A 24,733-nucleotide genomic window follows, 5' to 3' on the forward strand; every position below is an offset into this window, starting at 1 on the left:
GGGCGACTGCGGCAACGCTACGGGGCCCGTGGTGCCGGGGTGACCAATGCCACAGCGTCGCGGTGCCCAACGATTGGGGTGTCCGCGCGCGTGCGCGCGACGATGCCGCGGTGCACCGACTGGCCTGGCTCGACGTCGCCAAGGGCGCGTGCATCCTCCTCGTGGTGCTGCACCACGTCACGGGCAAGCTCCTGCCGCTGGTGGTGCCGCCCGCGCTGCACCCGGTCGCGGAGGCCTGGTCGGAGGTCAGCCTGGCGCTGAAGCCGGTGCGGATGCCGGTCTTCTTCGTGGTCAGCGGCTTCCTGGCCGCCGGCGCGGTGGCCCGACCGTGGTCGGCCTCGCTGCGCCGGATCGCCAGCCCGTACTACCTCTACCTGGTCTGGCTCGGCGCCTACGCGGTCTTCTACCGGTTCGAGACCCGGACCCCGGCGAACCGGGTCGACGACCTGCCCGACCTCATCGGCGACCTGCTGTGGGCCGAGACGAGCATGTGGTTCCTGTTCGCGCTGGCGGCGTACTTCGTGCTGGCCAAGGCGCTGCGCGGGCTCGACCCGCGGCTCGTGGTCGGCGTCGCCGCGGCCGTCGCGCTGGCCACCGGCTGGTCGGGGATCGAGGCCAACAACAAGGTCTCGGTGCTCGCGCACTTCTGCTTCTTCGCGCTCGGCGCCTACTTCCCGGCGCTGCTGCGGCGCAGCGCCGCGCTCTCCGGGCGCGCGCTGGGCGGGCTCGCCGCGGCGTACGCGGCCGGCTTCTGGGCGCTCCAGCAGAGCCCCCTGCCGTGGAGCGTCACGCTGGTGGCCTGCAGCGTCGTCGGGATCCCGCTGGGGCTCGGCCTGGCCTCGCGCGTCGCGCGCGTCGCGGGGGTCGGCGCCGGCCTGGGCTGGCTCGGCCAGCGCACCCTGCGGATCTACGCCCTCCACTTCGCCGTGATCGGCGTGCTCGCCGCGCTGCCGCTGCGGCTGGCCAGCACCGGCGCCGACGGCGCACTCCTCGTCGCGGCCGCGCCGATCGTCCTCACGGCCGCGGTGGTCGGCGCCTGCCTGGCGCTGCACGACCTCGCGGTGCGGTACGGCGGCGCGGTGCTGTTCCGGCTGCCGCGCCCCGCCGAGCGGGCGCTCGCCCGCCTGGAGCGGGCCGCTCAGGCGCGGTGGGGGACCGGGCAGCCGGCGGCCCCGTCTGTCCCCGGTGCCGCCTTGGCGCCGGTCGGCGCGAACGTGCCGAGGTCGGCCAGCGCGTAGCCGCCCGGGTAGCTCTTGATCCGCGGCAGGTCGGCCGTGTAGGTCGGCTTCCGGTTGGACGGGGTGTGCCGGAGCAGGCGCGCCCGCAGCCGCATCGCGCCCCGGCTGAGCCGGGTGATCGTGGGGTGCGGGGCGTCGTACCGGAAGGCCTCGAGGAGCGGGTCGTCCATGAGCGCCCGGCTGAACACCTCGACGGGCTTGCGCACGCCCCTCGGGTAGAAGGTCGTCATCAGGTCCAGCGTCGCGTCGGCGACCTTGCGCCCGCCCTCGTCGTAGGCGAAGTGCTCGGCCTCGTAGCCGTCCAGCAGGGCCTCGAACCCCTCGTAGGTCTCGGGGACGTCCGTGATGCCCATGTGCCGGCCGAGCGTCCTGTAGTAGTTCACGCTCGCCCGCAGCTCCGTGGGGGTGAGCGTGCGCCAGCCGTAGTCGTCCAGCCAGCGCTTGGGTACCACGACGAACGTCGACAGCACGTAGCGCATGTCGTCGTTGCTGATGTCGTACATCTTGTGCATCTGGTTGACCCGGCGCAGGGCGGTCCTGCCCTCCTCGGAGTCGAAGCCGTGCACGAACGGCGCCTCGAGCAGCAGCGAGGTGTCGTCGTACCGCTTCTGGCAGGCCTGCTCGAACTGCTGGGTCTCGTGCAGCAGCCGGCCGATGCTGGGCACCGCGTAGGTGCGGAACAGCGCGAAGGAGAGCGCCTGGGTGATGTCCCAGGTGAACTCGTAGAGCGCGAGGTTCTGGTAGATCTCGACGAAGTCGGTCTCCGGGTCCAGTGCCTCGTTGCGGTCCCGCCACAGGGTCTTGCGCAGGGTCGTCGCCATGGCGCCGAGCGTATCCCCGATCGGGCCCGACTAGAACGGGTTACAGTCGGCCGGTGCTCGCTCCCCCTGATGCGCCGGGCGCCGTGCCGGACGTGTTCGCGCCCTACGACCTCGGGCCGGTGCGGCTGCGCAACCGGACGGTGAAGGCGGCGACCTTCGAGGGCCGTACGCCGGAGGGCCAGGTCACCGACGAGCTGATCGCCTACCACCTGGCTCCCGCGCGCGGCGGCGTCGGGCTGACCACCGTCGCCTACCTGGCCGTGGCGCCCGAGGGTCGCACCCACCGCGAGCAGGTCGTGGTCGGGCCCTCGACCGCGGCCGGGCTGGCGCGGCTCGCCGACGCCGTGCACGGGGCCGGTGCCGCGATCGCCGGCCAGGTCGGGCACGCGGGTCCGGTCGCCAACGGCCGCTCCAACGGGATACCGGCGCTGGCCGCCAGTCCGATGCCGAGCCCCCTGTCGATGCAGATGGTCCGCGCCGCGTCGGAGAAGGACCTGACCCGGATCACCCGGGCCTACGTGGCGGCGGCGCGGACGCTGGTGGACGCCGGCTTCGACGTGCTCGAGCTGCACATGGCGCACAGCTACCTGATCTCCTCCTTCCTGGCGCCCGGCCTGAACCGGCGCCGCGACCGCTGGGGCGGCCCGCTGGAGCGCCGCGCGCGGCTCGCCCGGCAGGTGGCCCGGGTGGTCCGCGAGGAGGTCGGCTCCTCGGTCGCGGTGACGGCCAAGGTGTCGGTCGGCGACGGCTTCGCCGGCGGGGTGACGACGGACATCGGGGTCGACCTGGCGCTGCTGCTGGAGGCGGACGGCCACCTGGACGGGCTCCAGCTCTCGGGCGGCTCGTCGCTGATGAACCCGATGTACCTGTTCCGCGGCGACGTCCCGGCCGCCGAGTTCGCGGCGTCGATGCCGCCGCTGGTGCGCTGGGGGATGCGGACGCCGATGGGTCGCTCCTTCCTCAAGTCCTACCCGTTCGAGGAGGCGTACTTCCGCGAGAAGGCGCTGCGCTTCCGCTCCGCGGTCTCGATGCCCCTGATGCTGCTCGGCGGGATCTCCTCGCTGGCGGCGATGCGCCGGGCGATGGCCGACGGGTTCGAGCTGGTCGCGATGGGGCGCGCGCTCCTGCGCGAGCCCGACCTGGTCGACCGGCTGGCGTCGGGGGAGGCGGACGCCGGGGTCTGCATCCACTGCAACCGGTGCATGCCGACCATCTACTCCGGCACCCGGTGCACCGAGTGGGGTCCGGGGGAGGGCGTTCCGCTCGCCCCCGCCGGTGGTTGAGGTGCGAGCCGCTGGTTGAGGTGCGAGGCGCCCCGGCGCCGAGCCTCGAAACCAAGGCGCCCTCGACGGTGGTGGTTTCGAGGCTCGCTTCGCTCGCACCTCAACCACCGATGGTGTTCGTCGTCACATGAACCCCTACCCAGGAACTAGAACCTGTTCTACGGTGCGGTCATGTCCCAGGTGATCCCCGAGAAGCCCCTCCGTGTCGTCGTCTGGTCCACCGGCACCATCGGCCGGCACGCCATCGCCGGCGTCGACGCCCACCCCGATCTCGAGCTCGTCGGGGTGTGGACCTCCACCCCCGCCAAGGCGGGCAGGGACGCCGGCGAGCTCGCCGGGCTCGGCCGCGAGCTGGGCGTCAAGGCCACCACCGACCGCGACGAGCTCGTCGCGCTGCGCCCCGACTGCATCGTGCACGGCGCGATGACCGACGACCGGATCTTCGAGGCGATCGAGGACCTCACCGGCTTCATCCGCGACGGCGTCAACGTGGTCTCGTCCGGCCCGGTGATCCTGGTCCACCCCGACCACGTGCTCCCGCCGGAGATGATCGCCGACCTCGACGCGGCCGGCGTGCAGGGCGGCGCCAGCCTGCACGTCAACGGCATCGACCCCGGCTTCGCCAACGACGTGCTGCCGCTGGTGATGACCTCGCTCTCCCAGCGCATCGACCACGTGAAGGTCAGCGAGGTCGCGGACTACTCCACCTACTACCAGCCGGTGGTGATGAAGGAGCTGTTCGGCTTCGGGCAGCCGATGGACTTCGAGGCGGTGCTCTGGCAGCCCGGGCTGCTCTCCACCGCCTGGGGCCCGGTGGTCCGGGTGATCGCCGCCGGCCTCGGGGTCACCCTCGACGAGCCGCTCACCGAGGAGATCGAGCGCCGCCCGGCCACCCGGGCCGTCGAGACCCTCTCCGTCGACATCGCCGAGGGGACGATGGGCTCGGTCCGGTTCCGGGTGATCGGCAAGGTCGACGGCGTCCCGCGGATCACGCTGGAGCACGTCACCCGCACCGACGCCGCCAGCGACGACGACTGGCCGCGCCCCGCCGAGGGCGACGGCTGCTACCGGATCGAGATCACCGGAGAGCCGATGATGAAGGTCGAGTTCAGCCACCACGGCGAGCACGGCGACCACAACGTCTCCGGGATGATCGTCACCGCGCAGCGGCTGATCAACGCCGTCCCCGCCGTCGTCGCCGCCGAGCCCGGGCTGGTCTCGCCGATCGACCTGCCGCTGGTCACCGGCCGCGGGCTGGTGGCCGGCACCGGAACCGCATGAGCATCCTCGACCGGTTCCGGCTCACCGACCACGCCGCGGTCGTCACCGGCGCCGGCCGCGGCATCGGCGCCGCCACCGCGGTGGCCCTGGCCGAGGCCGGCGCGGACGTGCTGGTCTCCGCCCGCACCGCCGGGCAGCTCGAGGAGGTCGCGGAGCGGATCCGCGGCGCGGGGCGCCGGGCGGTCGTCGTACCGGCGGACCTGGCGGACACCGACGCGGTCGCGGGCCTGGCGCAGCGGGCGTACGACGCGTTCGGCCGCCTCGACGTCGTCGTCAACAACGTGGGCGGGACGATCCCCAACGCCTTCCTCGACACCGACGTCGCGTACCTGGAGGAGGCGTTCCACTTCAACGTCGCCACGGCGCACGCGCTGAGCCGGGCCGCCGTACCGCTGATGCTGGCCTCGCTCGGCGAGGGTCGTCAGAAGTCGATCACCAGCATCTCCTCGATGATGGGGCGCACCGCGGACCGGGGCTACCTGGCCTACGGCACCGCCAAGGCGGCGCTCGCGCACTGGTCGCGGCTGGCCGCCGCGGACCTCGCCCCGAGCGTGCGGGTGAACGGCGTGTACGTCGGCTCCGTGATGACCTCGGCGCTCGAGTTCGTGGCCGGGAACCCGGAGACCAGGGCCGAGATGGAGGCCAAGACCCCGCTCGGCAGGATCGGTGAGGCCGAGGACATCGCGGCCGCCGTCGTCTACCTCTCCTCGGCCGCCGGGAAGTACCTCACCGGCAAGCTCCTGGAGGTCGACGGTGGGATCCAGCACCCGAACCTCGACCTTCGTTTGCCAGACTTGCAGCCGTGACAGCCACGCACAGCGGAGTCAGCACCGGCAAGGCGATCTCGCCCGACAGCGGCCTGCACTGGGCCGAGGAGGGGGTGTGGCGGGTCGCCGACGGCCTCTGGCGGATCCCGCTGCCACTGCCGATGGACGGGCTGAAGGCGATCAACGTCTACGTCCTCGAGACCGACGACGGGCTCACCCTCGTCGACGGCGGCTGGGCGATCCCGGTCGCCCGCGAGCTGCTCGACAAGTGCCTGCGCGACATCGGCTCCGGCTTCGGGGACATCAAGCGGTTCCTGGTCACCCACGTGCACCGCGACCACTACACGCTGGCCCGGGTCCTGGGGACCGAGACCGGCGCCGAGGTGGCGCTCGGCATCGACGAGAAGCCGGCGCTCGAGCTGCTGGACCGTGCCGGCCGCGGCGAGATCGAGGGGAGCCCGTTCGTCGAGGTGCTCCGCACGGCCGGCGCCGCGGAGATCGCCGAGCAGTGGGCCGCCGGAGGTCCCGGCGAGCTGCCGGACCCGGTCAACTGGGGCTTCCCCGACGTCTGGATCGAGGGCGACCGCACGTTCGAGGTGGGCGCGCGCACCATCGACGCGGTGCACACCCCCGGCCACACGCCGGGCCACTACGTGTACGCCGACAAGGCCGACGGCGTCCTCTTCGCCGGGGACCACGTGCTGCCGACCATCACGCCGTCGATCGGGTTCACCGTCCCGGCCACCGAGGGGCCGCTGGGCGACTTCATGGCGTCCCTGACCAAGGTCCGCTCGCTGCCCGACCTGCGCATCCTGCCGGCCCACGGCCCGGTCGCGCCGTCCTCGCATGCCCGGGTCGACGAGCTGCTCGCCCACCACGAGGAGCGGCTCGAGGCGTCGCTGGCCTCCCTGCACGCCCGCGGCGCGGTCACCGCGCACACGGTCGCCGGCGACCTGGGCTGGACCCGCCACGAGCACCACTACGACACCCTCGACCCGTTCAGCCGGGGGATGGCCGCGATGGAGACGAAGGCCCACCTGGACCTCCTCGTCGCCCGCGGCCAGGCCACCCGCGAGGACCACCCCGACGGGGTCCTCTTCACCCCCACCCCGTTCACCCCCACCCCGCGAACCGGGGCTTAGGGCAGGCCGAACCGGGGCTTGGGGCAGGCCGAACCGGGGCTTGGGGCAGGCCGAGCCGGGGCTTGGGGCAGGCCGAACCGGCACTTGGGCCATGCCGAACCGGGGCTGGCGCTGCGCCGAACCGGCACTTGCGCCGCGCCGAACCGGGGCTTGCGCCGCGCCGAAGCGACCCAACTACCGTCTCGCGCTGCCCCGAGCCCTGGCTCGGCCTGCCCGGAGCCCCGTCTCGCGCTGCCCGGAGCCCCGTCTCGCGCTGCCCGGAGCCCCGGCTCGGCGTGCCCCGAGCCCCGGCTCGCGCTGCGGTGGACCCGGGGCGGGGCGCCATCGGGTGCGGACTAGGCTGGACGCCGCAAAGACAGGGGAGCACGACCCAAGCGTGCTGAGAGTGCGGACAGAGCCGCAGACCCTCCGAACCTGATCCGGTTAGCACCGGCGAAGGGAGTCCACCTCCGTGGTCATCCACCTTTTCAGTCCTGCCCGCCTCGTTCCGGTCCTTCGCGGCCCCGCAGGTCCTGCGGATCCTGCACCCGCGGGTCCCGTCCGCCCCGCCCGGGCGCGGCTGGCCACCGGCGCCGCCCTGACCGCCCTGGCGGTGGTTGCGGCCGGTTGCTCGGCGACCTCCGGCGACGATCCGGCCACCGCCGACGCCGACGGCTCCGACGTCGGCGGGGACGTCGTGCTGGTCACCCACGACAGCTTCAGCCTGCCCAAGAAGCTGGTCCGGGCCTTCGAGCAGGAGACCGGCTACACCCTCGTGCACACGCCGGCCGGCGACGGCGGGGAGCTGACCAGCAAGCTCGAGCTGACCCAGGGCGAGCCGCTGGGCGACGTCGCGTTCGGCGTCGACAACACCTTCGCCGCCTCGGCACTGGACGCCGGTGTCTTCGCGCCGTACGAGGCCCCGCTGCCCGACGGCGTCGAGGACTTCCGCCTGCCCGGCGACGACGACCACGCGCTCACCCCGGTCGACACCGGCAACGTCTGCGTCAACGTGGACACGGCCTGGTTCGCCGACCACGACCTCGCCCCGCCGGCCTCGCTCGACGACCTGACCGACCCGGCGTACGAGGGCCTGTTCGTGACCCCGGGCGCCACGACCAGCACCCCGGGCATGGCGTTCCTGCTGGCCACGATCGGCGAGTACGGCGACGGCTGGACCGACTACTGGGGCGACCTGCTCGCCAACGACGCCCAGGTCGTCAAGGGCTGGGAGGACGCCTACTTCGTCGACTTCACCTACTCCGGCGGCGACCGGCCGATCGTGCTCTCCTACGACACCTCGCCGGCCTACACCGTGAAGGACGGCGAGTCCTCCACGAAGGCCCTGCTCGACACCTGCTTCCGCCAGGTCGAGTACGCCGGCGTGCTGGACGGCGCCGAGAACCCGGCCGGCGCCGAGGCGCTGGTCGACTGGCTGGTCAGCCCCGAGGTGCAGGCGGCGCTGCCCACGAGCATGTACGTCTTCCCGGTCGACCCGGCCGCGCCGCTGCCGAAGCAGTGGGCGCGCTTCGCCGAGCAGCCCGCGGAGACGCTGGAGGTCTCCCCGGAGGAGATCGCCGACAACCGCCGGGACTGGCTGACGACGTGGACCGAGCTCACCAGCCGCTGACCGCGGCGAGGACGACACCGAGGCCGGCGCCGATGCCGGCCGGCCGGCCCGGGGGTCCCTGGGTCGGCCGGCTGGGGCTGGCCGGGCTGGCGCTGGTGCCGACCGCGGTGCTCGCGGTCTTCTTCGTGCTGCCCGTGGCCGGCATGGTGCAGCGCGGCTTCTGGCCCGACGGCACCTTCGACCCCGGCGCGGTGCTGGAGGTGCTCGGCTGGCCGCGCACCGGCCGGGTGGTGTGGTTCACCGTCTGGACCTCGCTCTCCGCGACGGCGGTCGCGCTCGTGGGCGGCCTGCCGGCGGCGTACGTGCTCTACCGGCTGCGGTTCCCCGGCCGCGGCGTCGTCCGCGCGGCGCTGCTGGTGCCGTTCGTGCTGCCCACGGTCGTGGTCGGCATCGCGATCCGCCAGCTGCTCCGCCCGTCGGGGCCGCTGGGCTTCCTCGACCTCGACGGCACCGCGGTCGCGATCGTCGCCGGCCTCGCCTTCTTCAACGTCGCGGTGGTGATCCGGACGGTCGGCAGCGCCTGGGAGTCCCTCGACCGGCGCCCGGCCGAGGCGGCCGCGGCGCTGGGTGCGACGCCGTGGCGGGTCTGGTGGACGGTGACGGTGCCGGCGCTGCGCCCCGCGGTGGTCTCCGCGGCCTCGGTCGTCTTCCTGTTCTGCGCCACCGGCTTCGGCGTGGTGCTCACCCTCGGCGGGGTCCGCTACTCGTCGGTGGAGACCGAGATCTACCTGCTGACCACCGGCGCGATCACGGGCTCCCCGGAGCTGAGCGCGGCCGCGGCCCTGAGCCTGGTCCAGCTGGTCACCGTGATCGTGCTGCTCGCGCTGGCCGGGCGGCTGCGGCGCACCGCCGACCCGACGGTACGGCGGGTGCCGGCCGTGCCGGCGCGGCCGCGAGCCCGGGACCTGCCGTTGCTGGCGGCCACCGCCGTCGTGCTCGCCGCGATCGCGGCGCCGATCGTCACGCTGGTGGTCTCCTCGTTCCGGGGCCAGGGGGCCGACGCGGGCTGGACGCTGGCGGGCTACCGCGGGCTGGCCGGGACGGGCACCGACGCGGGCGGGGCGTTCGCCCAGGGCCTGCTCCGGGTGCCGGTCACCGAGGCGCTGGCGAACTCGCTGCGGATCGCGGTCGACGCCACCTGGATGGCGGTGCTGCTCGGCCTGCTGGTCGCGGTCGTGGTTACCCGGCGTACCCGCTCGCGAGCGGGCCGGCGGCTGCGCGGGCTCTTCGACGGACTCTTCATGCTCCCGCTCGGGGTCTCGGCGGTGACGCTGGGCTTCGGCTTCCTGATCACCCTGGACTCCCCGCCGCTGGACCTGAGGTCGAGCCCGCTCCTGGTACCGGTGGCGCAGGCGCTGGTGGCGCTGCCGTTGGTGGTGCGGGTCCTGGTGCCGGTCCTCAACGGGATCGACGACCGCCAGCGCCAGGCGGCTGCGACCCTCGGCGCGGGCGCCGTGCGGACGGCGCTGACCGCGGAGGCGCCGGTGCTGTGGCGGCCGCTGCTCGCGGCCGCGGGGTTCGCCTTCGCGGTCTCGCTGGGCGAGTTCGGCGCGACGTCGTTCCTGGTGCGGCCGGACACCCCGACGCTGCCGGTGGTCATCTTCCGCCTGATCGGCACGCCGGACCCGGCCAACTACGGGGTCGCGATGGCCGCCTCGGTGGTGCTGGCCACGGTGACCGCCGGGGTGATCCTGGTGGTGGAGCGGCTGCGGGTGCCGGGGGTGGGGGCGCTGTGACGGTCACCGAGGGACACGCAGGGACAGATAGGGACACGGGGAGCGAGGTGGGCACGCCGGTGCTGGAGGTCAGTGGGGCGCGGGTCGACCTCGACGGCCACCCGGCCGTCGACGGCGTCGACCTGGCGCTGGAGCCGGGGCACGTGCTCGCCGTGCTGGGCCCGTCGGGCTGCGGCAAGTCGACGCTGCTGCGGGCGGTCGCGGGCGTGCAGCCGCTCACCGGCGGCCGCGTCTCGTGGGAGGGCCGCGACCTGGCCCGGGTGCCGACGCACCGCCGCGGCTTCGCGCTCATGTTCCAGGACGGCCAGCTCTTCGACCACCTCACGGTCGCCCGGAACGTCGACTACGCGCTGCGCCAGCGCCGGAACCGGCTGCCGCGCGGGCCGCGCCGGGAGCGGGTCGCCGAGCTGCTCGCGCTCGTCGGCCTGGAGGGGTACGACGACCGGTTGCCGCGCACGCTCTCGGGCGGCGAGCGGCAGCGGGTCGCCCTGGCCCGGTCGCTGGCCGCGCGGCCGCGGCTGCTCCTGCTGGACGAGCCGCTCAGCGCCCTCGACGCCTCGCTCCGCGCCCGGCTGGCGGGCGACCTGCGGCGGATCCTGACCGCGGCCGGCACCACGGCGCTGCTGGTCACCCACGACCAGGAGGAGGCGTTCGGGATCGCGGACCGGCTGGCGGTGATGCGGGACGGCCGGATCGTGCAGGAGGGCAGCACCCGCCAGGTGTGGTCCGCGCCCGCCGACGAGGAGACGGCCCGGTTCCTCGGATTCACGCGCGTGCTGACGGGGTCGGCCGCGGCGCTGCTGACCGGGGGCGGGGCGGCGCGCGTCGCCGTACGGCCCTCGGCGCTGCGGGCGGGCGTCGACGGCGAGCTCGCGGGGTCCGTGCGGGGCGTGGTCGGGACCCCGGACGGGGCGCGGCTGGTGGTCGATGTCGAGGGCGTCGGCGAGCTCGACGCGACGGGCCCGGCGGGTTGGTCGCCGGCGCCCGGAGACGAGATCCGGCTCCGCATCGAGGCGGCCGGCGTCGCCCGGCTCCCTGAGACCTGAGCCACTGCCGGACGGAGGTCTGGTGGGTAACGGGGCTGAGACGCTGGGGCAACACCCTAGAATCCGTCGGGTGTACCGCCGCGCCTATACGCTCCTCATCGGCACGGCCGCGACCATCTTCGTCTGCGCCTACGTCGTCGCGCTCCGCTACGACCGTCCGCTGGTCGAGCCGGAGGGCAAGCTCCTCGGCCCGTCGCTGAGCTGGCTGCTGGAGCTGGTCGGCGTGACGCCGACGAACCAGACGGTCCTGGCGATCGTCCTGCTGATCGACATGCTCTTCCGGGCGGTGACGATCCTGATCGCCGCGCTGGCCGTCGATCTCGTGGTCCGCTCGCTGGTGCTGCGGGTGGTCGGCTCGGTGCGCGCCCAGCGTGCGGGGGACGACGCGGACGCGGAGGGGCCGGAGCCGTTGCGCGAGCTGGTGCGCGAGCGCTGGAGCACGCACTGGACGCGCGAGCGGATGACGCTGGTCGTCCTCGGCACGGTCTGCTTCTACATCACCTACGTCTGCTACCGGAACCTGAAGTCGAACCTGCCGTTCGTGCGCCCGGATCCCGATCGAGCGGTGGGCGAGGTGAAGGCGCTGCTCTTCGACCGTGAGCTGCACGTGATGGACCGGGTGCTCTTCTTCGGGCACGACCCGTCCGATGTGCTGCACGCCGTCTTCGGCACCAACTACAGCGCGCACGTGCTCTCGCAGGTCTACGTGACCTTCCTGCCGCTGGTGATCCTGATGGTGATCTTCTGGCTGGTCTGGTCGCGCAACGTCTCCTACGGGTACTGGTTCGTGACCTCCCAGGCGCTGGCCTGGACACTGGGCACGCTCTCCTACTACCTGCTGCCGACGCTGGGCCCGGGCATCCAGTACCCGTCGGAGTACACCGACCTGGCGAGTACCGCCACGACGGACCTGATGGAGTCCATCACCAACGGCCGCAGCGCGGTGCTCTACGACCCGACGGTGACCGACTCGCTGAACTCGGTGGCGGGCTTCGCCAGCCTGCACTGCGGGATCACCCTGCTGTGGGCGCTGATGGTGCAGTACACGATCCGCAGCCGCTGGCTGCAGATCGTCTTCTGGGTCAACTTCGGCCTGACGGTCATCGCCACCATCTACTTCGGCTGGCACTACGTGGCCGACGACATCGCCGGCATCGCGATCGCGATCGTCTCCTTCTACCTGGGCGGCGTCGCTAGCGGGCAGAAGTTCGATCGCGGCATGCACGCCCACCCGACGACGACCACGTCGAAGGTCCCCATCAACGTCGATTGAGCCGGGTCCGTACGACGCCCCGGTGCGCACGTCCCGCGCGCCCTCGCCGCGCCCGCCCCGCGCCCTCGCCGCGCCCGCTCCGCCCTGCCGGCGGGGCGGGCTTCGTCGTTCGACCGAGAATTACAACGGTGTAGTTAGTCAAGCCGACACGCCGACGATTCAGAGATTTCTGGGGCAAAAGGTTCCTTCTGTGACGAAAGTTGATTAGCGTTCCGCGAGTTGTCTCGCGTGAATCACCGGATCCACCGGGACGACGCCCGACGTCCGCGACGAACAGGAGCCCCGGTGCGCCGCCCCGATCGCACTCGCCCGCTCGCCCGCCGAGCGCGGCTGGCGCGCCTGTGCGCGCCCCTGCTCGTGTGCGCCCTCGCGGCCTCGCTGGTGGCGCCGGCCCAGGCCGACCCCGACGAGGGGCCCAGCCGCCAGGACGTCCGCGACGCGCGGGCGGCCGAGGCCGGCGCCGCGGACCAGGTCACCCGCATCCAGGACGCGCTGGCGGCGGCGTACGCCGAGCTCGACGCCGCGGCCGAGGCCGCCGGACGGGCGGCGGAGGCCTACAACGGCGCTCGCTGGCGCGCGCAGAAGGCGCGGGCCGAGCTGCGCACCGCGGAGGCCAAGTCGCGGCGCGCGGCCGCCACCCTGGAGGCGCAGCGCGAGACCTACCGCCGGACCCTGATCTCAACGGTCGGCACCGACCTCGACCTCAGCGCCTTCACCGCCCTCGTCGAGGCCGACGGCGTCGCGTCGCTGCTGGCCGACTCCAGCGCGGTCGACCGCGTCCAGGCGGCGCTGCAGGTCCAGCGCGAGGCCTACCTGGTGGCGTCCGACGAGGCCGAGGAGGCCGAGCAGGCGGCGGACCGGGCCGCAGCCCGGGCCACCGACGCCGCGTCGGAGGCACTCGCCGCCCGGGACGCCGCGCTCGCCGCCGAGGCGGACGCCGCGGACACCGCGCGGGCCGTCGAGGTCACCCGTACTCGCCTGGTACGACGCCTCGCCAGCCTGCAGGGCGTCACCGCCGCGCTGGTCCAGGAGCGCCGGGACCGGGCCGCCGAGGCGGCCCGGGAGCAGGCACGGGCCGAGCGGGAGGCGCAGGCGGCGGAGCGGCAGCCAGCACAGGCCGACCCGCAGCCGGTCGCCCAGGACCCCGGGCAGCAGCCCGACCCCCAGCCGGTCGCCCAGGACCCGCAGCCCGACCCGCAGCCCGACCCGCAGCCCGTCGCGGAGGACCCGGAGCCGGCCACGCCGACGCCGGCCGACCCGCCCGCGCCGTCCGGCGGCGCCTCCGCCGCGATCGCCTTCGCCCGGGCGCAGATCGGCGAGCCCTACCGGTGGGGCGCGGCCGGGCCGGACGCGTGGGACTGCTCGGGCCTGACCGCGGGCGCCTGGCGGGCCGGCGGGAAGTACCTGCCGCACTACTCGGTCGCCCAGTACGAGGCCTCCACCCCGATCCCGGCCGCCGCGCTGCGCCCCGGCGACCTGGTCTTCTGGGGCTCCGGCGGCTCGCCCTCCTCGATCTACCACGTGGCGCTCTACGCGGGCTCGGGGGTGATCATCCACGCGCCCCGCACCGGCCGCCCGGTCACCGAGGAGTCCATGTACTACTGGCGCACCCCGGACTTCTACGCCCGCCCCTGACCGCCCTCGGTGCCGGGGCGGCCCCGCGTCACATGGATTCTGGTCGGTTCCGGCCGTCGGACCCGACGAAAATCCATGTGACGCGGCCGGACGGGAGGTTCGGCCTTGCCCCGCCCGGGCAGGATGCGCGCATGACCGACACCGACACCCCCGGCCTCGACGTCGCCGCGCTGGCCGCGGTGCTCGACGGGGAGCACGCCGAGGTCCGCCGCCGGGTGCGCGAGTCGCTGGCGCCGTACGCCTCCGTGCTGGAGGACGCCGAGGAGCTGCCGCGCGCGGAGTTCCGCGAACGGGTGCGCGACGTGGTGCTGGAGATCGCCGGCACCGGGCTGTCCGGGCTCGGCTTCCCGGCCGAGTACGGCGGCGCGGACGACATCGGCGCCTCGATCGCCTCGTTCGAGACTCTCGCGTTCGGGGACCTGTCGGTGATGACCAAGGTCGGCGTCCAGTTCGGGCTCTTCGGCGGGGCGATCCTGCAGCTCGGCACCCGGCGCCACCACGAGGCCCACCTGGCCGACGTCGTCGCGGGCCGGCTGCTCGGCTGCTTCGCGATGACCGAGACCGGCCACGGCAGCGACGTCCAGGCGCTCGGCACGACCGCCACCTACGACCCGGCCGCGGCCGAGTTCGTGGTCACCACGCCGACGCCGGCGGCGACGAAGGACTACATCGGCAATGCCGCCGCCCACGGCCGGATGGCGGTGGTCTTCGCCCAGCTCGAGGTCGCCGGCGAGCGGCACGGGGTGCACGCGCTGCTGGTCCCGATCCGCGACGACGCCGGCGCGGTACTGCCCGGCGTGACGATCACCGACGACGGCCCCAAGATGGGCCTCAACGGCGTCGACAACGGCCGGATCTCCTTCGACGGCGTCCGGGTGCCGCGCACGGCGCTGCTCAACCGGTTCGCCGACGTCGACGCCGACGGCGTCTACCGCAGCGAGATCGAGAACCCCGGCCGGCGCTTCTTCACGATGCTCGGCACCCTGGTCCAGGGGCGGGTCAGCGTGGGCGGCGCGGCCACGTCGGCGTCGAAGGTCGCGCTCACGATCGCCGTCGAGTACGGGCTGCGGCGCCGCCAGTTCCAGGCCGGCGAGGGCGCCCCCGAGGAGCTGCTCCTCGACTACGGCATGCACCAGCGGCGGCTGTTCCCGCTGCTGGCGCGGACCTACGCCTTCCACTGCGCCCAGGAGGTGCTGGTCTCCCGGCTCGACGACGTCTTCTCCGGTACCGCGAGCGAGAAGGGGGACGACGAGGAGTCGCGCCGGCTGCTCGAGTCCCGGGCGGCCGGCACCAAGGCGCTCGCCACCTGGCACGCCACCCGCACCATCCAGGAGTGCCGCGAGGCCTGCGGCGGCGCCGGCTACCTGGCGGAGAACCGGTTCGCGGCGCTCAAGGCCGACACGGACGTGTTCACCACCTTCGAGGGCGACAACCACGTGCTGCTGCAGCTGGTCGCCAAGGGGCTGCTCACCGACTACGCCAGCGACTTCTCCGACCTCGACCAGCTCGGCACCGTCCGGTTCGTGGCGGGCCTGGCCGTGGAGACCGTGCTGGAGCGGACCCGGGTGCACCGGCTCCTGGAGCAGATCAGGGACGCGCTGCCGGGCGGCGACCCCGAGCCCGGCAAGGCGGACGACGCGGGACTGCTCGACCCCGTCTACCACCTGGCGCTCTACCGGTTCCGCGAGGAGCACCTGATCGGCGGCGTCGCGCGGCGGCTCAAGCGCGGCGTCGACGCCGGCCTGGAGCCCGGACAGGTCTTCTCCCGGGTCCAGGACCACGTCATCGCCGCGGCCCGCGCGCACGTCGAGCGGCTGGTGCTCGAGGCGTTCGTGGAGAAGGTCGAGGCGCAGCCGGAGGGTCCGGTCCGCGACGCACTCAACCTGCTCTGCGACCTGCACGCGCTGGCCGGCATCGAGGCGGACCGGGCCTGGTTCATCGAGCACGGCCGGCTGTCGGTCCAGCGCTCGAAGGCGATCACCCGCGAGGTCGCGGCCCTGTGCCGGCGTACCCGCCCGCTGGCCGGCGACCTCGTGGCCGCCTTCGGCGTACCGCGCCCGCTGCTGCGCGCCGAGGCCCTGATCGGCTGAAAAACGACCGCGAGTCGGCAGAGAGTTTCTGCCGACTCGCGGGTCAGTGACTCAGTGACCCGAGGTCTTGAAGCGCTCGAAGGAGGCCGCGATCTCGTCCTCGGCCTCGGTGCGGCCGACCCAGTCGGCGCCCTCGACGGACTTGCCCGGCTCGAGGTCCTTGTAGACCTCGAAGAAGTGCTGGATCTCCAGGCGGTCGAAGTTCGGCACGTGGTTGATGTCGCGCAGGTGCTCCATCCGCGGGTCGCCCGCAGGCACGCACAGGACCTTGTCGTCGCCGCCGGCCTCGTCGGTCATCCGGAACATGCCGATCGCGCGGCACTTGATCAGGCAGCCCGGGAAGGTCGGCTCCTGCAGCAGGACGAGAGCGTCCAGCGGGTCGCCGTCCTGGCCCAGGGTGTCCTCGATGTAGCCGTAGTCGGCCGGGTACATCGTCGAGGTGAAGAGGAACCGGTCCAGGCGCATCCGGCCGGTCTCGTGGTCGACCTCGTACTTGTTGCGGCTCCCCTTCGGGATCTCCACAAGGACATCGAATTCCAGCACGTGCTTCCTCCACACACTCAAGATCAGCGGGCACCCACCTGCGCGGGGCGCGGCCATTGTCGCGCACAATGGGCCAGACATCGCTATCGAGGCGGTCTTCTCAAGGGGTGGGCCAGTGTCACGTCGACGTGGGGAGCCCCGCCGGCGACCCCTGCGCACCCTTCTCGTGCTGCTCCTGGTCGCCGCCGTCGCGGGCGGTGGCGTGGCCGCCTGGCGCACCGGCTGGGCCGAGGACGCCTGGCACGAGTGGACCGCCGACGAGACCGCGGCGAGCACCGACCCGGCCGCCGTCGCCCCGCCGCCGGAGGTCGACCTGCCCGAGGTCGCGGTCCCGGCCGCGCTGGCCCCGCCGGCCGACGCCGCGGCGGAGCTGAGCCGCGCCGCGATCGCCGACGCCGTACGGCGCCCGCTCGCGAACCAGGATCTCGGTCGCCACGTGCTGGCCGCCGTCGGGCCGATGGACGGCACCGGCGTCGCCTACCGCAGCGGCGGCCGCAAGGACGTCGCGATCCCCGCCTCCACCACCAAGGTGGTGACCTCCGCCGCGGCCCTGCTGGCGCTCGGCGCCGACCACACCTTCACCACCCGCACCGTGCGCTCCGGCGGCGACGGCGGCAACGGCGGTGGCGTCCCCACCCTGACCCTCGTCGGCGGCGGCGACCCGTTCCTGACGGCCGCGCCGGTGCCCGCGACGACCGCCACGGTGTCGGCGACGGTCACCCCCGAGAAGGCCGACCTGGCCACCCTCGCGGCGCGCACCGCGCGGCGCCTCGACCGCGACGGCGTCGCCAGGGTCCGGCTCGCGTACGACGACACCCTCTTCTCCGGGCCGGCCGAGAACCCGACCTGGGAGCCGGACTACCTCCCCGACGGGATCGTCGCCCCGATCACCGCGCTCTGGGTCGACGAGGGCCGCGGACCCTCCGGCTACGGCCGGGTCGCCGACCCGTCCGCGCGTGCCGCCGAGGTCTTCGCCGCCGCCCTGCGCGAGCGGGGGATCAAGGTCGCCGGCACCCCCGCGGCGCAGGCCGCGCCGCGGGGCGCCCGCCGCGTCGCCGCCGTCTCCGGTGCCCCGCTGGCCCAGGTCGTGGCCCGGGTGCTCGAGGTCAGCGACAACGAGGCGGCCGAGGTGCTGCTGCGCCACGTCGGCCTCGCCGAGGGCGGCGAGGGCTCCTTCGACGGCGGCCGGGCCGGCGTCTCCGGCCTGCTGCGCGCCCACGACGTACCGCTCGCCGGCACGGTCCTGTACGACGGCAGCGGGCTCTCCCGGCAGAACCGGATGTCGCCGATGACGCTGCTCGGGGTGCTGCGGCTCGCCGGCCGCGACGACCAGCCGGACCTGTGGCCGGTGCTCTCGGGCCTGCCGGTGGCCGGCTACACCGGCTCGCTGACCGACCGCATGGACCGCGCCGACCCCGACGGGCTGGGCCGGGTCCGCGCCAAGACCGGCACGCTGACCGGGGTCACCTCGCTGGCCGGGATCGCGGTGGACCGCAACGGCGACCTGATGGTCTTCGCGCTGATGGCCGACCGGGTGCCGAAGGAGAAGGACCTGCTGGCGCGGGTGGCGATGGACAACGCCGCCGCCGCGCTCGGCGCCTGCCGCTGCGCCGCGTGAGTCGCGCGCGGGTCGCGATCAACCGGCCCGGCTGGGTGGCACACCCTAGGCTTCACCCATGAGCGTGCCCGCCACCGTCTCCGCCAGCGTGCCCGCGATGATCGACTGGAAGGTCGCCGTCGCGCTCGGCACCCGGCTGGCCGGCGAGGGCCCGCAGGTCACCCGGGAGGAGGCGGACCGCGCGGTCGCGGAGCTGCGCGCCGGCGCCCGCCGCTCGACCGGACTGGTCCGCGAGTTCACCGGCCTGGACGCCCCCGACGACACGGCCCCGGTGCTGGTCGTGGACCGCTCCGGCTGGGTGCGGGCCAACGCCGAGGGCTTCGCGGTCGCCACCCGGCCGCTGGTCGACAAGATCGCGGCCAACACGCCCAGCGGCATGGGCCGCACGATCGGCTCGAAGGTGACCGGCGCCGAGGTCGGCGGGCTGCTCGGCTTCCTGGCCGGCAAGGTGCTCGGCCAGTTCGACCCGTTCGGCCAGCCGGAGACCGCGCCGCACGGCCGGCTGCTGCTGGTGGCCCCCAACATCGTCCACGTCGAGCGCGAGCTCGGCGTCGACCCCGACGACTTCCGGCTCTGGGTCTGCCTCCACGAGGAGACGCACCGGGTGCAGTTCACCGCGGTGCCCTGGATGCGCGAGCACCTGCAGTCGACGATCCAGGAGATCAGCGACACCGTCGAGCCCGCGTCGTTCCTCGAGGGCGGCCTGGAGCGGGTCCGCGAGGCGATGGCCGCGGGCCGCAACGGCGGCAGCATCGTGGAGATGTTCAGCACCCCCGAGCAGCGGGTCGTCCTGGACCGGGTGACCGGCATGATGTCGCTGCTGGAGGGCCACGCGGACGTGGTGATGGACGACGTGGGCCCGACCGTGATCCCGTCGGTCGCCGAGATCCGCCGCAAGTTCACCAAGCGCCGCCAGGGCGTGGGCACGCTGGACCGGATGCTGCGCCGCCTGCTCGGCCTCGAGGCGAAGATGGCCCAGTACCGCGACGGCGCCGGGTTCGTCCGCGCCGTGGTGGACAAGGTCGGCATGACCGAGTTCAACGCCGTCTGGGAGTCGCCGGAGCACCTGCCCGGCAAGGACGAGCTCGCCGACCCCGACGCCTGGGTGCGCCGGGTCCTCGGCTGAGCCCGGGCGCGGGACGCGCCCCGATGGCGTTGCACCCGTCGCTCGCCGCGGTGCGCCGCGGCGTGCGGCGCAGCCTGGAGGAGCTGGGCGCGGGGGAGACCGTCCTGGTCGCCTGCTCCGGCGGCCCCGACTCGCTCGCGCTCCTCTCGGCGACCCTGTTCGAGGCCCGCAAGCGCAGGGTGCGGGTGGTCGGGGCGACGGTCGACCACGGCCTGCAGGAGGGCTCGGCGGCCCACGCCGACGCCGTGGTGGTGCAGATGGCCGGCCTCGGGGTCGACGAGACCGCCGCGGCCCGGGTGCAGGTGGACCCCGCCGGGATCGGCCCGGAGGCCGCCGCGCGGCGCGCCCGCTACGCGGTGCTCGAGCAGATGCGCGAGCACTTCGGCGCGGCGCTGGTGCTGCTCGGCCACACCCGGGACGACCAGGCCGAGACGGTGCTGCTGGGCCTGACCCGCGGCTCGGGCGCGCGGTCGCTGGCCGGGATGCGGCGCGGGTTCGACCACTACCGGCGGCCGCTGCTCGACGTGGCCCGCGACGACACCGTCACCGCCTGCCACGTCGAGGGCATCCGGTTCTGGGACGACCCCCACAACAGCGACCCCGGCTACACCCGGGTCCGGGTCCGGCAGCGGGTGCTGCCGGTGCTGGAGGAGGAGCTCGGTCCGGGCGTCGCGGCGACCCTGGCCCGCACCGCCGACCAGGTCCGCGACGACGTCGAGGCGCTGGACGCCCTCGCCGACGCCGCGTTCGCCCGGCTGCGCGAGGCCGGGGACGAGGCGGACGAGCTGGCCCTCCCGGTGCCGGGGCTGCGGGCCGAGCACCGCGCCGTCGCCACCCGCGTGCTGCGCCGCGCCGCGGTCGAGGCCGGGGCGATCGACGGCGAGCTGTTCCACGTCCACGTCACCGCGCTGCTCGACCTCGCGACCGCCGCGATCTCGGGTGAGGTGCAGCTGCCCGGCCACCTCAGCGCGGTCCGCGCCGGCGGGGCGGTCCGCTTCCGTCGTACCGGCGTCGTCGGTGGGCCCGGGGACGGGACCGCGGGCCGGTCCGGGGACGACGCCGGCACGTGACCCGGAGCACCCCGCGGCGAGGCGTCGGCGATCCGGTGCGGGCCCAGTGGGTGTGCCACGATTGCCCCCATGGATTCCTCGCACGTCGAGAAGGACCTCACCGACATTCTCTTCACTGAGAAGCAGATCCAGGATCGGCTGGCGGAGATGGCCGGGGAGGTCGAGCGCGACTACGCGGGCAAGGACCTGGTGATCGTCGGCGTGCTGCGCGGCGCGGTGATGGTGATGGCGGACCTGGCCCGGTCGCTGAACCGCCACGTCGAGATGGACTGGATGGCCGTCTCCTCCTACGGCTCGGGCACGAAGTCCTCGGGCGTGGTGCGGATCCTCAAGGACCTCGACGCCGACATCGCCGGCCGGCACGTGCTGATCGTCGACGAGATCATCGACACCGGGCTGACCCTGTCGTGGCTCACCAAGAACCTGGCCTCGCGCAACCCGGCGAGCGTCGAGATCCTCACCCTGCTCCGCAAGCCGGAGGCGCTGACCATGGCGGTCCAGGCCAAGTACGTCGGCTGGGACATCCCCAACGAGTTCGTGGTCGGCTACGGCCTCGACTACCGCGAGCGCTACCGCAACATGCGTGACATCGGCACCCTCGCGCCCCACGTGTACTCCTGATCACCTGAGGTAACGGGCCCCGCACCGGAACCCTGGGCGAACCCGGCGCGTTTTCGCAGTACCCGGTCACCATGGACCGGGAACAATGGAGAGCCCCGGTGGCGTGTACCGTCATCGGGACCAATGTGTCGTCGGCGGGAGCGGAAAGTCTGTGAAGCGCGTGTTCAGGGGACCCTGGCTGTGGATCGTGGTGGCGGTGCTGGCCGTTCTCCTCGCCCTGGAGTTCCTCGCGCCCGGTGGGGGGTACGACGAGGTCTCGACCTCCCAGATGTCGTCCTACATCACCAAGGGCGAGGTCAAGGAGATCACCTTCATCGACGGTGACCAGAAGATCGAGGCCACCCTCGACGACGGCACCCGTGACGCCGGCGACCAGGTGTCGACGTACTACATCCAGGGCCAGCAGGAGCGCCTGCTCGACCAGGTCGACAAGCAGTACGCCGACGGCACCATCGAGAAGTTCAACTCGGAGAACCCGCAGCCCAGCCTGCTCGGCTCGATCCTGGCCACCCTGCTGCCGTTCGCGCTGATCATCCTGCTCTTCATCTTCCTGATGAACAACGTGCAGGGCGGCGGCCGCGGCGTGATGCAGTTCGGCAAGTCCAAGGCGAAGCTGATCTCCAAGGACATGCCCAAGTCGACCTTCGCCGACGTCGCCGGCTGCGACGAGGCGATCGAGGAGCTCGGCGAGATCAAGGAGTTCCTCTCCGAGCCCGCCAAGTTCCAGGCCGTCGGCGCCAAGATCCCCAAGGGTGTGCTGCTGTACGGCCCGCCGGGCACCGGCAAGACCCTGCTGGCGCGGGCCGTGGCCGGCGAGGCGGGCGTCCCCTTCTACTCGATCTCCGGCTCGGACTTCGTCGAGATGTTCGTCGGCGTCGGCGCCTCCCGGGTCCGCGACCTGTTCGAGCAGGCCAAGGAGAACGCCCCGGCGATCGTCTTCATCGACGAGATCGACGCCGTCGGCCGCCACCGCGGCGCCGGCATGGGCGGCGGTCACGACGAGCGCGAGCAGACCCTGAACCAGCTGCTGGTCGAGATGGACGGCTTCGACGTGCGCGGCGGGGTCATCCTGATCGCTGCCACCAACCGTCCCGACGTGCTCGACCCGGCGCTGCTGCGCCCGGGCCGCTTCGACCGCCAGATCCAGGTCGACGCGCCGGACCTGTCCGGCCGCAAGCGGATCCTGGAGGTCCACTCCCGCGGCAAGCCGATCGCGACCGAGGTCGACCTGATGTCGGTCGCCCGCCGGACCCCCGGGTTCAGCGGCGCGGACCTGGCCAACGTGCTCAACGAGGCTGCGCTGCTCACCGCGCGCAGCAACCAGAAGGTGATCACCGCCGGCCTGCTCGACGAGGCGATCGACCGCGTGATCGCGGGCCCGCAGCGGCGTACCCGTCTGATGACGGAGAAGGAGAAGCTGATCACCGCCTACCACGAGGGCGGCCACGCCCTCGTCGCGGCGGCGCTGCCGGGCACCGACCCGGTCCACAAGATCACGATCCTGCCGCGCGGCCGGGCGCTGGGCTACACGATGGTGCTGCCCGACGAGGACAAGTACTCCCAGACCCGCAGCGAGATGCTCGACAAGCTCGCGTACATGCTGGGCGGCCGCGCCGCGGAGGAGATGGTCTTCCACGACCCGACCACCGGCGCCGGCAACGACATCGAGAAGGCCACCAACGTGGCCCGCGCGATGGTCACCCAGTTCGGCATGACCGAGCGCCTGGGCGCGATCAAGCTGGGCGAGTCGAACTCCGAGCCGTTCCTGGGCCGCGACCTGGGCCATTCCCGCAACTACTCCGAGGACGTCGCCGCGATGGTCGACGAGGAGACCAAGCTGCTGCTGGCCCACGCCCACCAGGAGGCCTTCGACATCCTGGAGGAGAACCGGGACGTCCTCGACGCCCTGGTCCTCGCGCTCCTGGACAGGGAGACGCTGGACAAGGCGGAGGTGGCCTCGATCTTCGAGCCGCTGCGCCTGCGCCCGGAGCGCCCGGCCTGGACCGGCTCCCCGACCCGCGTGCCGTCGGCGATCCCGCCGGTGGAGATCCCCGAGGAGATCCGCCGCCGGGCCCAGAACGGCACCAAGCCGGTCGCCGAAGCGGGCCAGGTGCTCACCCCTCCGGGCCCCGGCGGCGACGTGCTGGGGGGCATGCCGCCGGTGCCGCCGAGCGACCCGACACCGCCGTCGGCGTCCTGACCAGAGACGGATGCATTGACCGACCCCATCGCCATGCCCCAGCGCCGCGGCACCGACGTCGCGGCGTTCGACCAGGACCGGGCCGAGGCCGCCGTGCGCGAGCTCCTCGCCGCGATCGGTGAGGACCCCGACCGGGAGGGCCTGCTGGAGACCCCGGCCCGGGTCGCCCGCGCGTACGCCGAGCTCACCGCCGGCCTGCGGATGGACCCCGAGGACGTCCTCACCACCACCTTCGACCTCGGCCACGACGAGATGGTGCTGGTCCGCGACATCGAGCTGTGGTCGATGTGCGAGCACCACCTGGTGCCGTTCACGGGCGTCGCCCACGTGGGCTACATCCCGGCCGAGTCCGGCAAGATCACGGGGCTGTCCAAGCTGGCCCGCCTGGTCGACGTCTACGCCAAGCGCCCGCAGGTCCAGGAGCGGCTGACCACGCAGGTCGCCGACGCCCTGGTGGAGATCCTCGAGGCGCGCGGCGTGATCGTGGTGATCGAGGCCGAGCACCTGTGCATGACGATGCGCGGGGTCCGCAAGGCGGGCGCGCGGACGCTGACCTCCGCCGTCCGCGGCCAGATGCGCGACCCCGCCACCCGCGCCGAGGCGATGGCGCTGATCCACAGCCCCCGCTCCTAGCCCGACCTGCCGGTCCCTGACCCCCGACCTGCCGGTCTTCGTCCGGAGGTGTGGAAACCGGCCGTTGGTTGGTCAGGGACCGGCAGGTCGAGGGGCGGAAACCGGCAGTTCGCCGGTGGCGGTGGATAGCCTCCTGCCATGAGCGCGCCGTCGGTGATGGGGATCGTCAACGTCACCCCCGACTCCTTCTCCGACGGGGGCCGGTACGACGACGTCGACCGCGCCGTCGCGCACGGGAAGCGGCTGCTCGCCGACGGCGCGGACATCCTCGACGTCGGCGGTGAGTCGACCCGGCCCGGGGCCACGCGCCCGCTCGTCGGCGAGGAGCTGGACCGGGTGGTCCCGGTGATCGCCGCGCTGGCCGACGCCGGGGCGACCGTCTCGGTCGACACCATGCGCGCCGAGGTGGCCGCGGCCGCGCTCGGGGCCGGGGCGACGATCGTCAACGACGTCTCCGGCGGGCTGGCCGACCCCGCGATCCTGGACGTCGCCGCGGCCGCGGGGGCCACCTACGTGGCGATGCACTGGCGCGCGCACAGCGACCGGATGCAGGACTTCGCCCAGTACGACGGCCCGGGCGGTGTCGTGGAGGCGGTCCGTGCCGAGCTGGCCGACCGGGTGGCCGCGATCCGCGCCGCGGGCGTGGCCGAGGACCGGATCGTGCTCGACCCCGGCCTGGGCTTCGCCAAGGGCCCCGAGCACAACTGGGAGCTGCTGCGCCGCCTGGACCGGCTGGCCGACCTCGGTTTCCCGCTGCTGGTCGGGGCCAGCAGGAAGACGTTCCTGGGGCGGCTGCTGGCCGGCCCCGACGGCACGCCACGGCCGGTCGACGAGCGGGAGGCCGCCGGGCTGGCGCTGACCACCATGCTGGCCGCCGGCGCGGGCGGCGCTCCGGTGTGGTGCGTGCGGGTCCACGACGTGCGGGGCCACGCCGACGCGGTCCGGGTGGCGGCCCACTGGAGGTCCGGCCAGCGGACCCGGTGACCACGCCGGGGGCGGTG

General features: G+C 73.7%; 20 protein-coding genes and 1 riboswitch. Of the genes, 18 read left to right on the forward strand and 2 right to left on the reverse strand.

The window, feature by feature from the left end; genetic code table 11:
* The first annotated feature begins 110 nt into the window (after positions 1–110).
* Positions 111–1,238, forward strand: a complete 1,128-nt coding sequence (locus tag ABLM29_RS14065; RefSeq protein ID WP_349714745.1) for an acyltransferase family protein — start codon at positions 111–113, stop codon at positions 1,236–1,238.
* On the opposite strand, the gene ABLM29_RS14070 is transcribed toward ABLM29_RS14065, so the two are convergent.
* Entirely contained in the window at positions 1,139–2,059 is a 921-nt protein-coding gene (locus ABLM29_RS14070; protein WP_349714746.1) for an oxygenase MpaB family protein, read from the reverse strand. The genes ABLM29_RS14065 and ABLM29_RS14070 overlap by 100 nt on opposite strands.
* A 53-nt stretch (positions 2,060–2,112) precedes the next feature.
* On the opposite strand from ABLM29_RS14070, the gene ABLM29_RS14075 reads away from it, so the two are divergent.
* From ABLM29_RS14075 to ABLM29_RS14120, 10 genes are all read left to right on the forward strand, one after another.
* Complete coding sequence (locus ABLM29_RS14075) at positions 2,113–3,342, forward strand: oxidoreductase (RefSeq protein WP_349714747.1); 1,230 nt, start codon at positions 2,113–2,115, stop codon at positions 3,340–3,342.
* Positions 3,343–3,513: 171 nt separating this feature from the next.
* On the forward strand, positions 3,514–4,623 hold the full coding sequence (locus ABLM29_RS14080; protein WP_349714748.1) for an NAD(P)H-dependent amine dehydrogenase family protein: 1,110 nt from the start codon (positions 3,514–3,516) through the stop codon (positions 4,621–4,623).
* Complete coding sequence (locus ABLM29_RS14085; RefSeq protein WP_349714749.1) at positions 4,620–5,429, forward strand: SDR family oxidoreductase; 810 nt, start codon at positions 4,620–4,622, stop codon at positions 5,427–5,429. Before ABLM29_RS14080 ends, ABLM29_RS14085 begins: the two co-directional genes overlap by 4 nt.
* Positions 5,426–6,532, forward strand: coding sequence for an MBL fold metallo-hydrolase (locus tag ABLM29_RS14090; protein ID WP_349714750.1), 1,107 nt, complete (start codon positions 5,426–5,428; stop codon positions 6,530–6,532). Before ABLM29_RS14085 ends, ABLM29_RS14090 begins: the two co-directional genes overlap by 4 nt.
* Positions 6,533–6,879: 347 nt before the next feature.
* Positions 6,880–6,990, forward strand: a riboswitch (TPP riboswitch).
* 134 nt (positions 6,991–7,124) lie between these two features.
* Positions 7,125–8,141 carry a thiamine ABC transporter substrate-binding protein gene (locus tag ABLM29_RS14095; protein WP_349714751.1) on the forward strand — a complete coding sequence of 339 codons (1,017 nt, stop codon included), beginning with the start codon at positions 7,125–7,127 and terminating at the stop codon, positions 8,139–8,141.
* 32 nt (positions 8,142–8,173) lie between these two features.
* The gene (locus ABLM29_RS14100) at positions 8,174–9,877 is read left to right on the forward strand and encodes an ABC transporter permease (RefSeq protein ID WP_349714752.1); all 1,704 of its coding nucleotides are present in this window, start codon (positions 8,174–8,176) and stop codon (positions 9,875–9,877) included.
* A gap of 59 nt (positions 9,878–9,936) precedes the next feature.
* Complete coding sequence (locus ABLM29_RS14105) at positions 9,937–10,923, forward strand: ABC transporter ATP-binding protein (protein ID WP_349714753.1); 987 nt, start codon at positions 9,937–9,939, stop codon at positions 10,921–10,923.
* 70 nt (positions 10,924–10,993) lie between these two features.
* On the forward strand, positions 10,994–12,196 hold the full coding sequence (locus ABLM29_RS14110; protein WP_349714754.1) for a phosphatase PAP2 family protein: 1,203 nt from the start codon (positions 10,994–10,996) through the stop codon (positions 12,194–12,196).
* A 285-nt stretch (positions 12,197–12,481) separates the two neighbouring features.
* Positions 12,482–13,831: a C40 family peptidase gene (locus tag ABLM29_RS14115; protein ID WP_349714755.1), complete on the forward strand. Its 1,350-nt coding sequence runs from the start codon at positions 12,482–12,484 to the stop codon at positions 13,829–13,831.
* Positions 13,832–13,962: 131 nt separating this feature from the next.
* Positions 13,963–15,921, forward strand: coding sequence for an acyl-CoA dehydrogenase family protein (locus tag ABLM29_RS14120; protein WP_349714756.1), 1,959 nt, complete (start codon positions 13,963–13,965; stop codon positions 15,919–15,921).
* 51 nt (positions 15,922–15,972) lie between these two features.
* Here ABLM29_RS14120 and ABLM29_RS14125 read toward each other — a convergent pair whose 3' ends face one another.
* On the reverse strand, positions 15,973–16,461 hold the full coding sequence (locus ABLM29_RS14125) for an inorganic diphosphatase (RefSeq protein ID WP_136592974.1): 489 nt from the start codon (positions 16,459–16,461) through the stop codon (positions 15,973–15,975).
* A 169-nt stretch (positions 16,462–16,630) separates the two neighbouring features.
* Between ABLM29_RS14125 and dacB the strand changes: the two genes are divergently transcribed.
* From dacB to folP, 7 genes are all read left to right on the forward strand, one after another.
* The gene (gene dacB, locus ABLM29_RS14130; RefSeq protein WP_349714757.1) at positions 16,631–18,082 is read left to right on the forward strand and encodes a D-alanyl-D-alanine carboxypeptidase/D-alanyl-D-alanine endopeptidase; all 1,452 of its coding nucleotides are present in this window, start codon (positions 16,631–16,633) and stop codon (positions 18,080–18,082) included.
* Positions 18,083–18,140: 58 nt separating this feature from the next.
* Positions 18,141–19,208, forward strand: a complete 1,068-nt coding sequence (locus tag ABLM29_RS14135) for an Rv3626c family coenzyme F420 biosynthesis-associated protein (RefSeq protein ID WP_349714758.1) — start codon at positions 18,141–18,143, stop codon at positions 19,206–19,208.
* Positions 19,209–19,231: 23 nt separating this feature from the next.
* Positions 19,232–20,278, forward strand: a complete 1,047-nt coding sequence (tilS, locus tag ABLM29_RS14140; protein WP_349714759.1) for a tRNA lysidine(34) synthetase TilS — start codon at positions 19,232–19,234, stop codon at positions 20,276–20,278.
* Positions 20,279–20,347: 69 nt separating this feature from the next.
* Positions 20,348–20,899, forward strand: a complete 552-nt coding sequence (hpt, locus tag ABLM29_RS14145; RefSeq protein WP_349714760.1) for a hypoxanthine phosphoribosyltransferase — start codon at positions 20,348–20,350, stop codon at positions 20,897–20,899.
* An 85-nt stretch (positions 20,900–20,984) separates the two neighbouring features.
* The gene (ftsH, locus tag ABLM29_RS14150) at positions 20,985–23,099 is read left to right on the forward strand and encodes an ATP-dependent zinc metalloprotease FtsH (protein WP_349714761.1); all 2,115 of its coding nucleotides are present in this window, start codon (positions 20,985–20,987) and stop codon (positions 23,097–23,099) included.
* Positions 23,100–23,132: 33 nt separating this feature from the next.
* On the forward strand, positions 23,133–23,732 hold the full coding sequence (gene folE, locus ABLM29_RS14155; RefSeq protein WP_349714774.1) for a GTP cyclohydrolase I FolE: 600 nt from the start codon (positions 23,133–23,135) through the stop codon (positions 23,730–23,732).
* Between the two features lie 138 nt (positions 23,733–23,870).
* A complete protein-coding gene (gene folP / locus ABLM29_RS14160) occupies positions 23,871–24,716 on the forward strand; it encodes a dihydropteroate synthase (RefSeq protein WP_349714762.1) in 846 nt (281 codons plus the stop codon).
* Positions 24,717–24,733 lie beyond the last annotated feature (17 nt).

Origin of the sequence: Nocardioides sp. YIM 152588, assembly GCF_040191335.1 — a bacterium.
Classification (GTDB): Bacteria; Actinomycetota; Actinomycetes; order Propionibacteriales; family Nocardioidaceae; genus Nocardioides.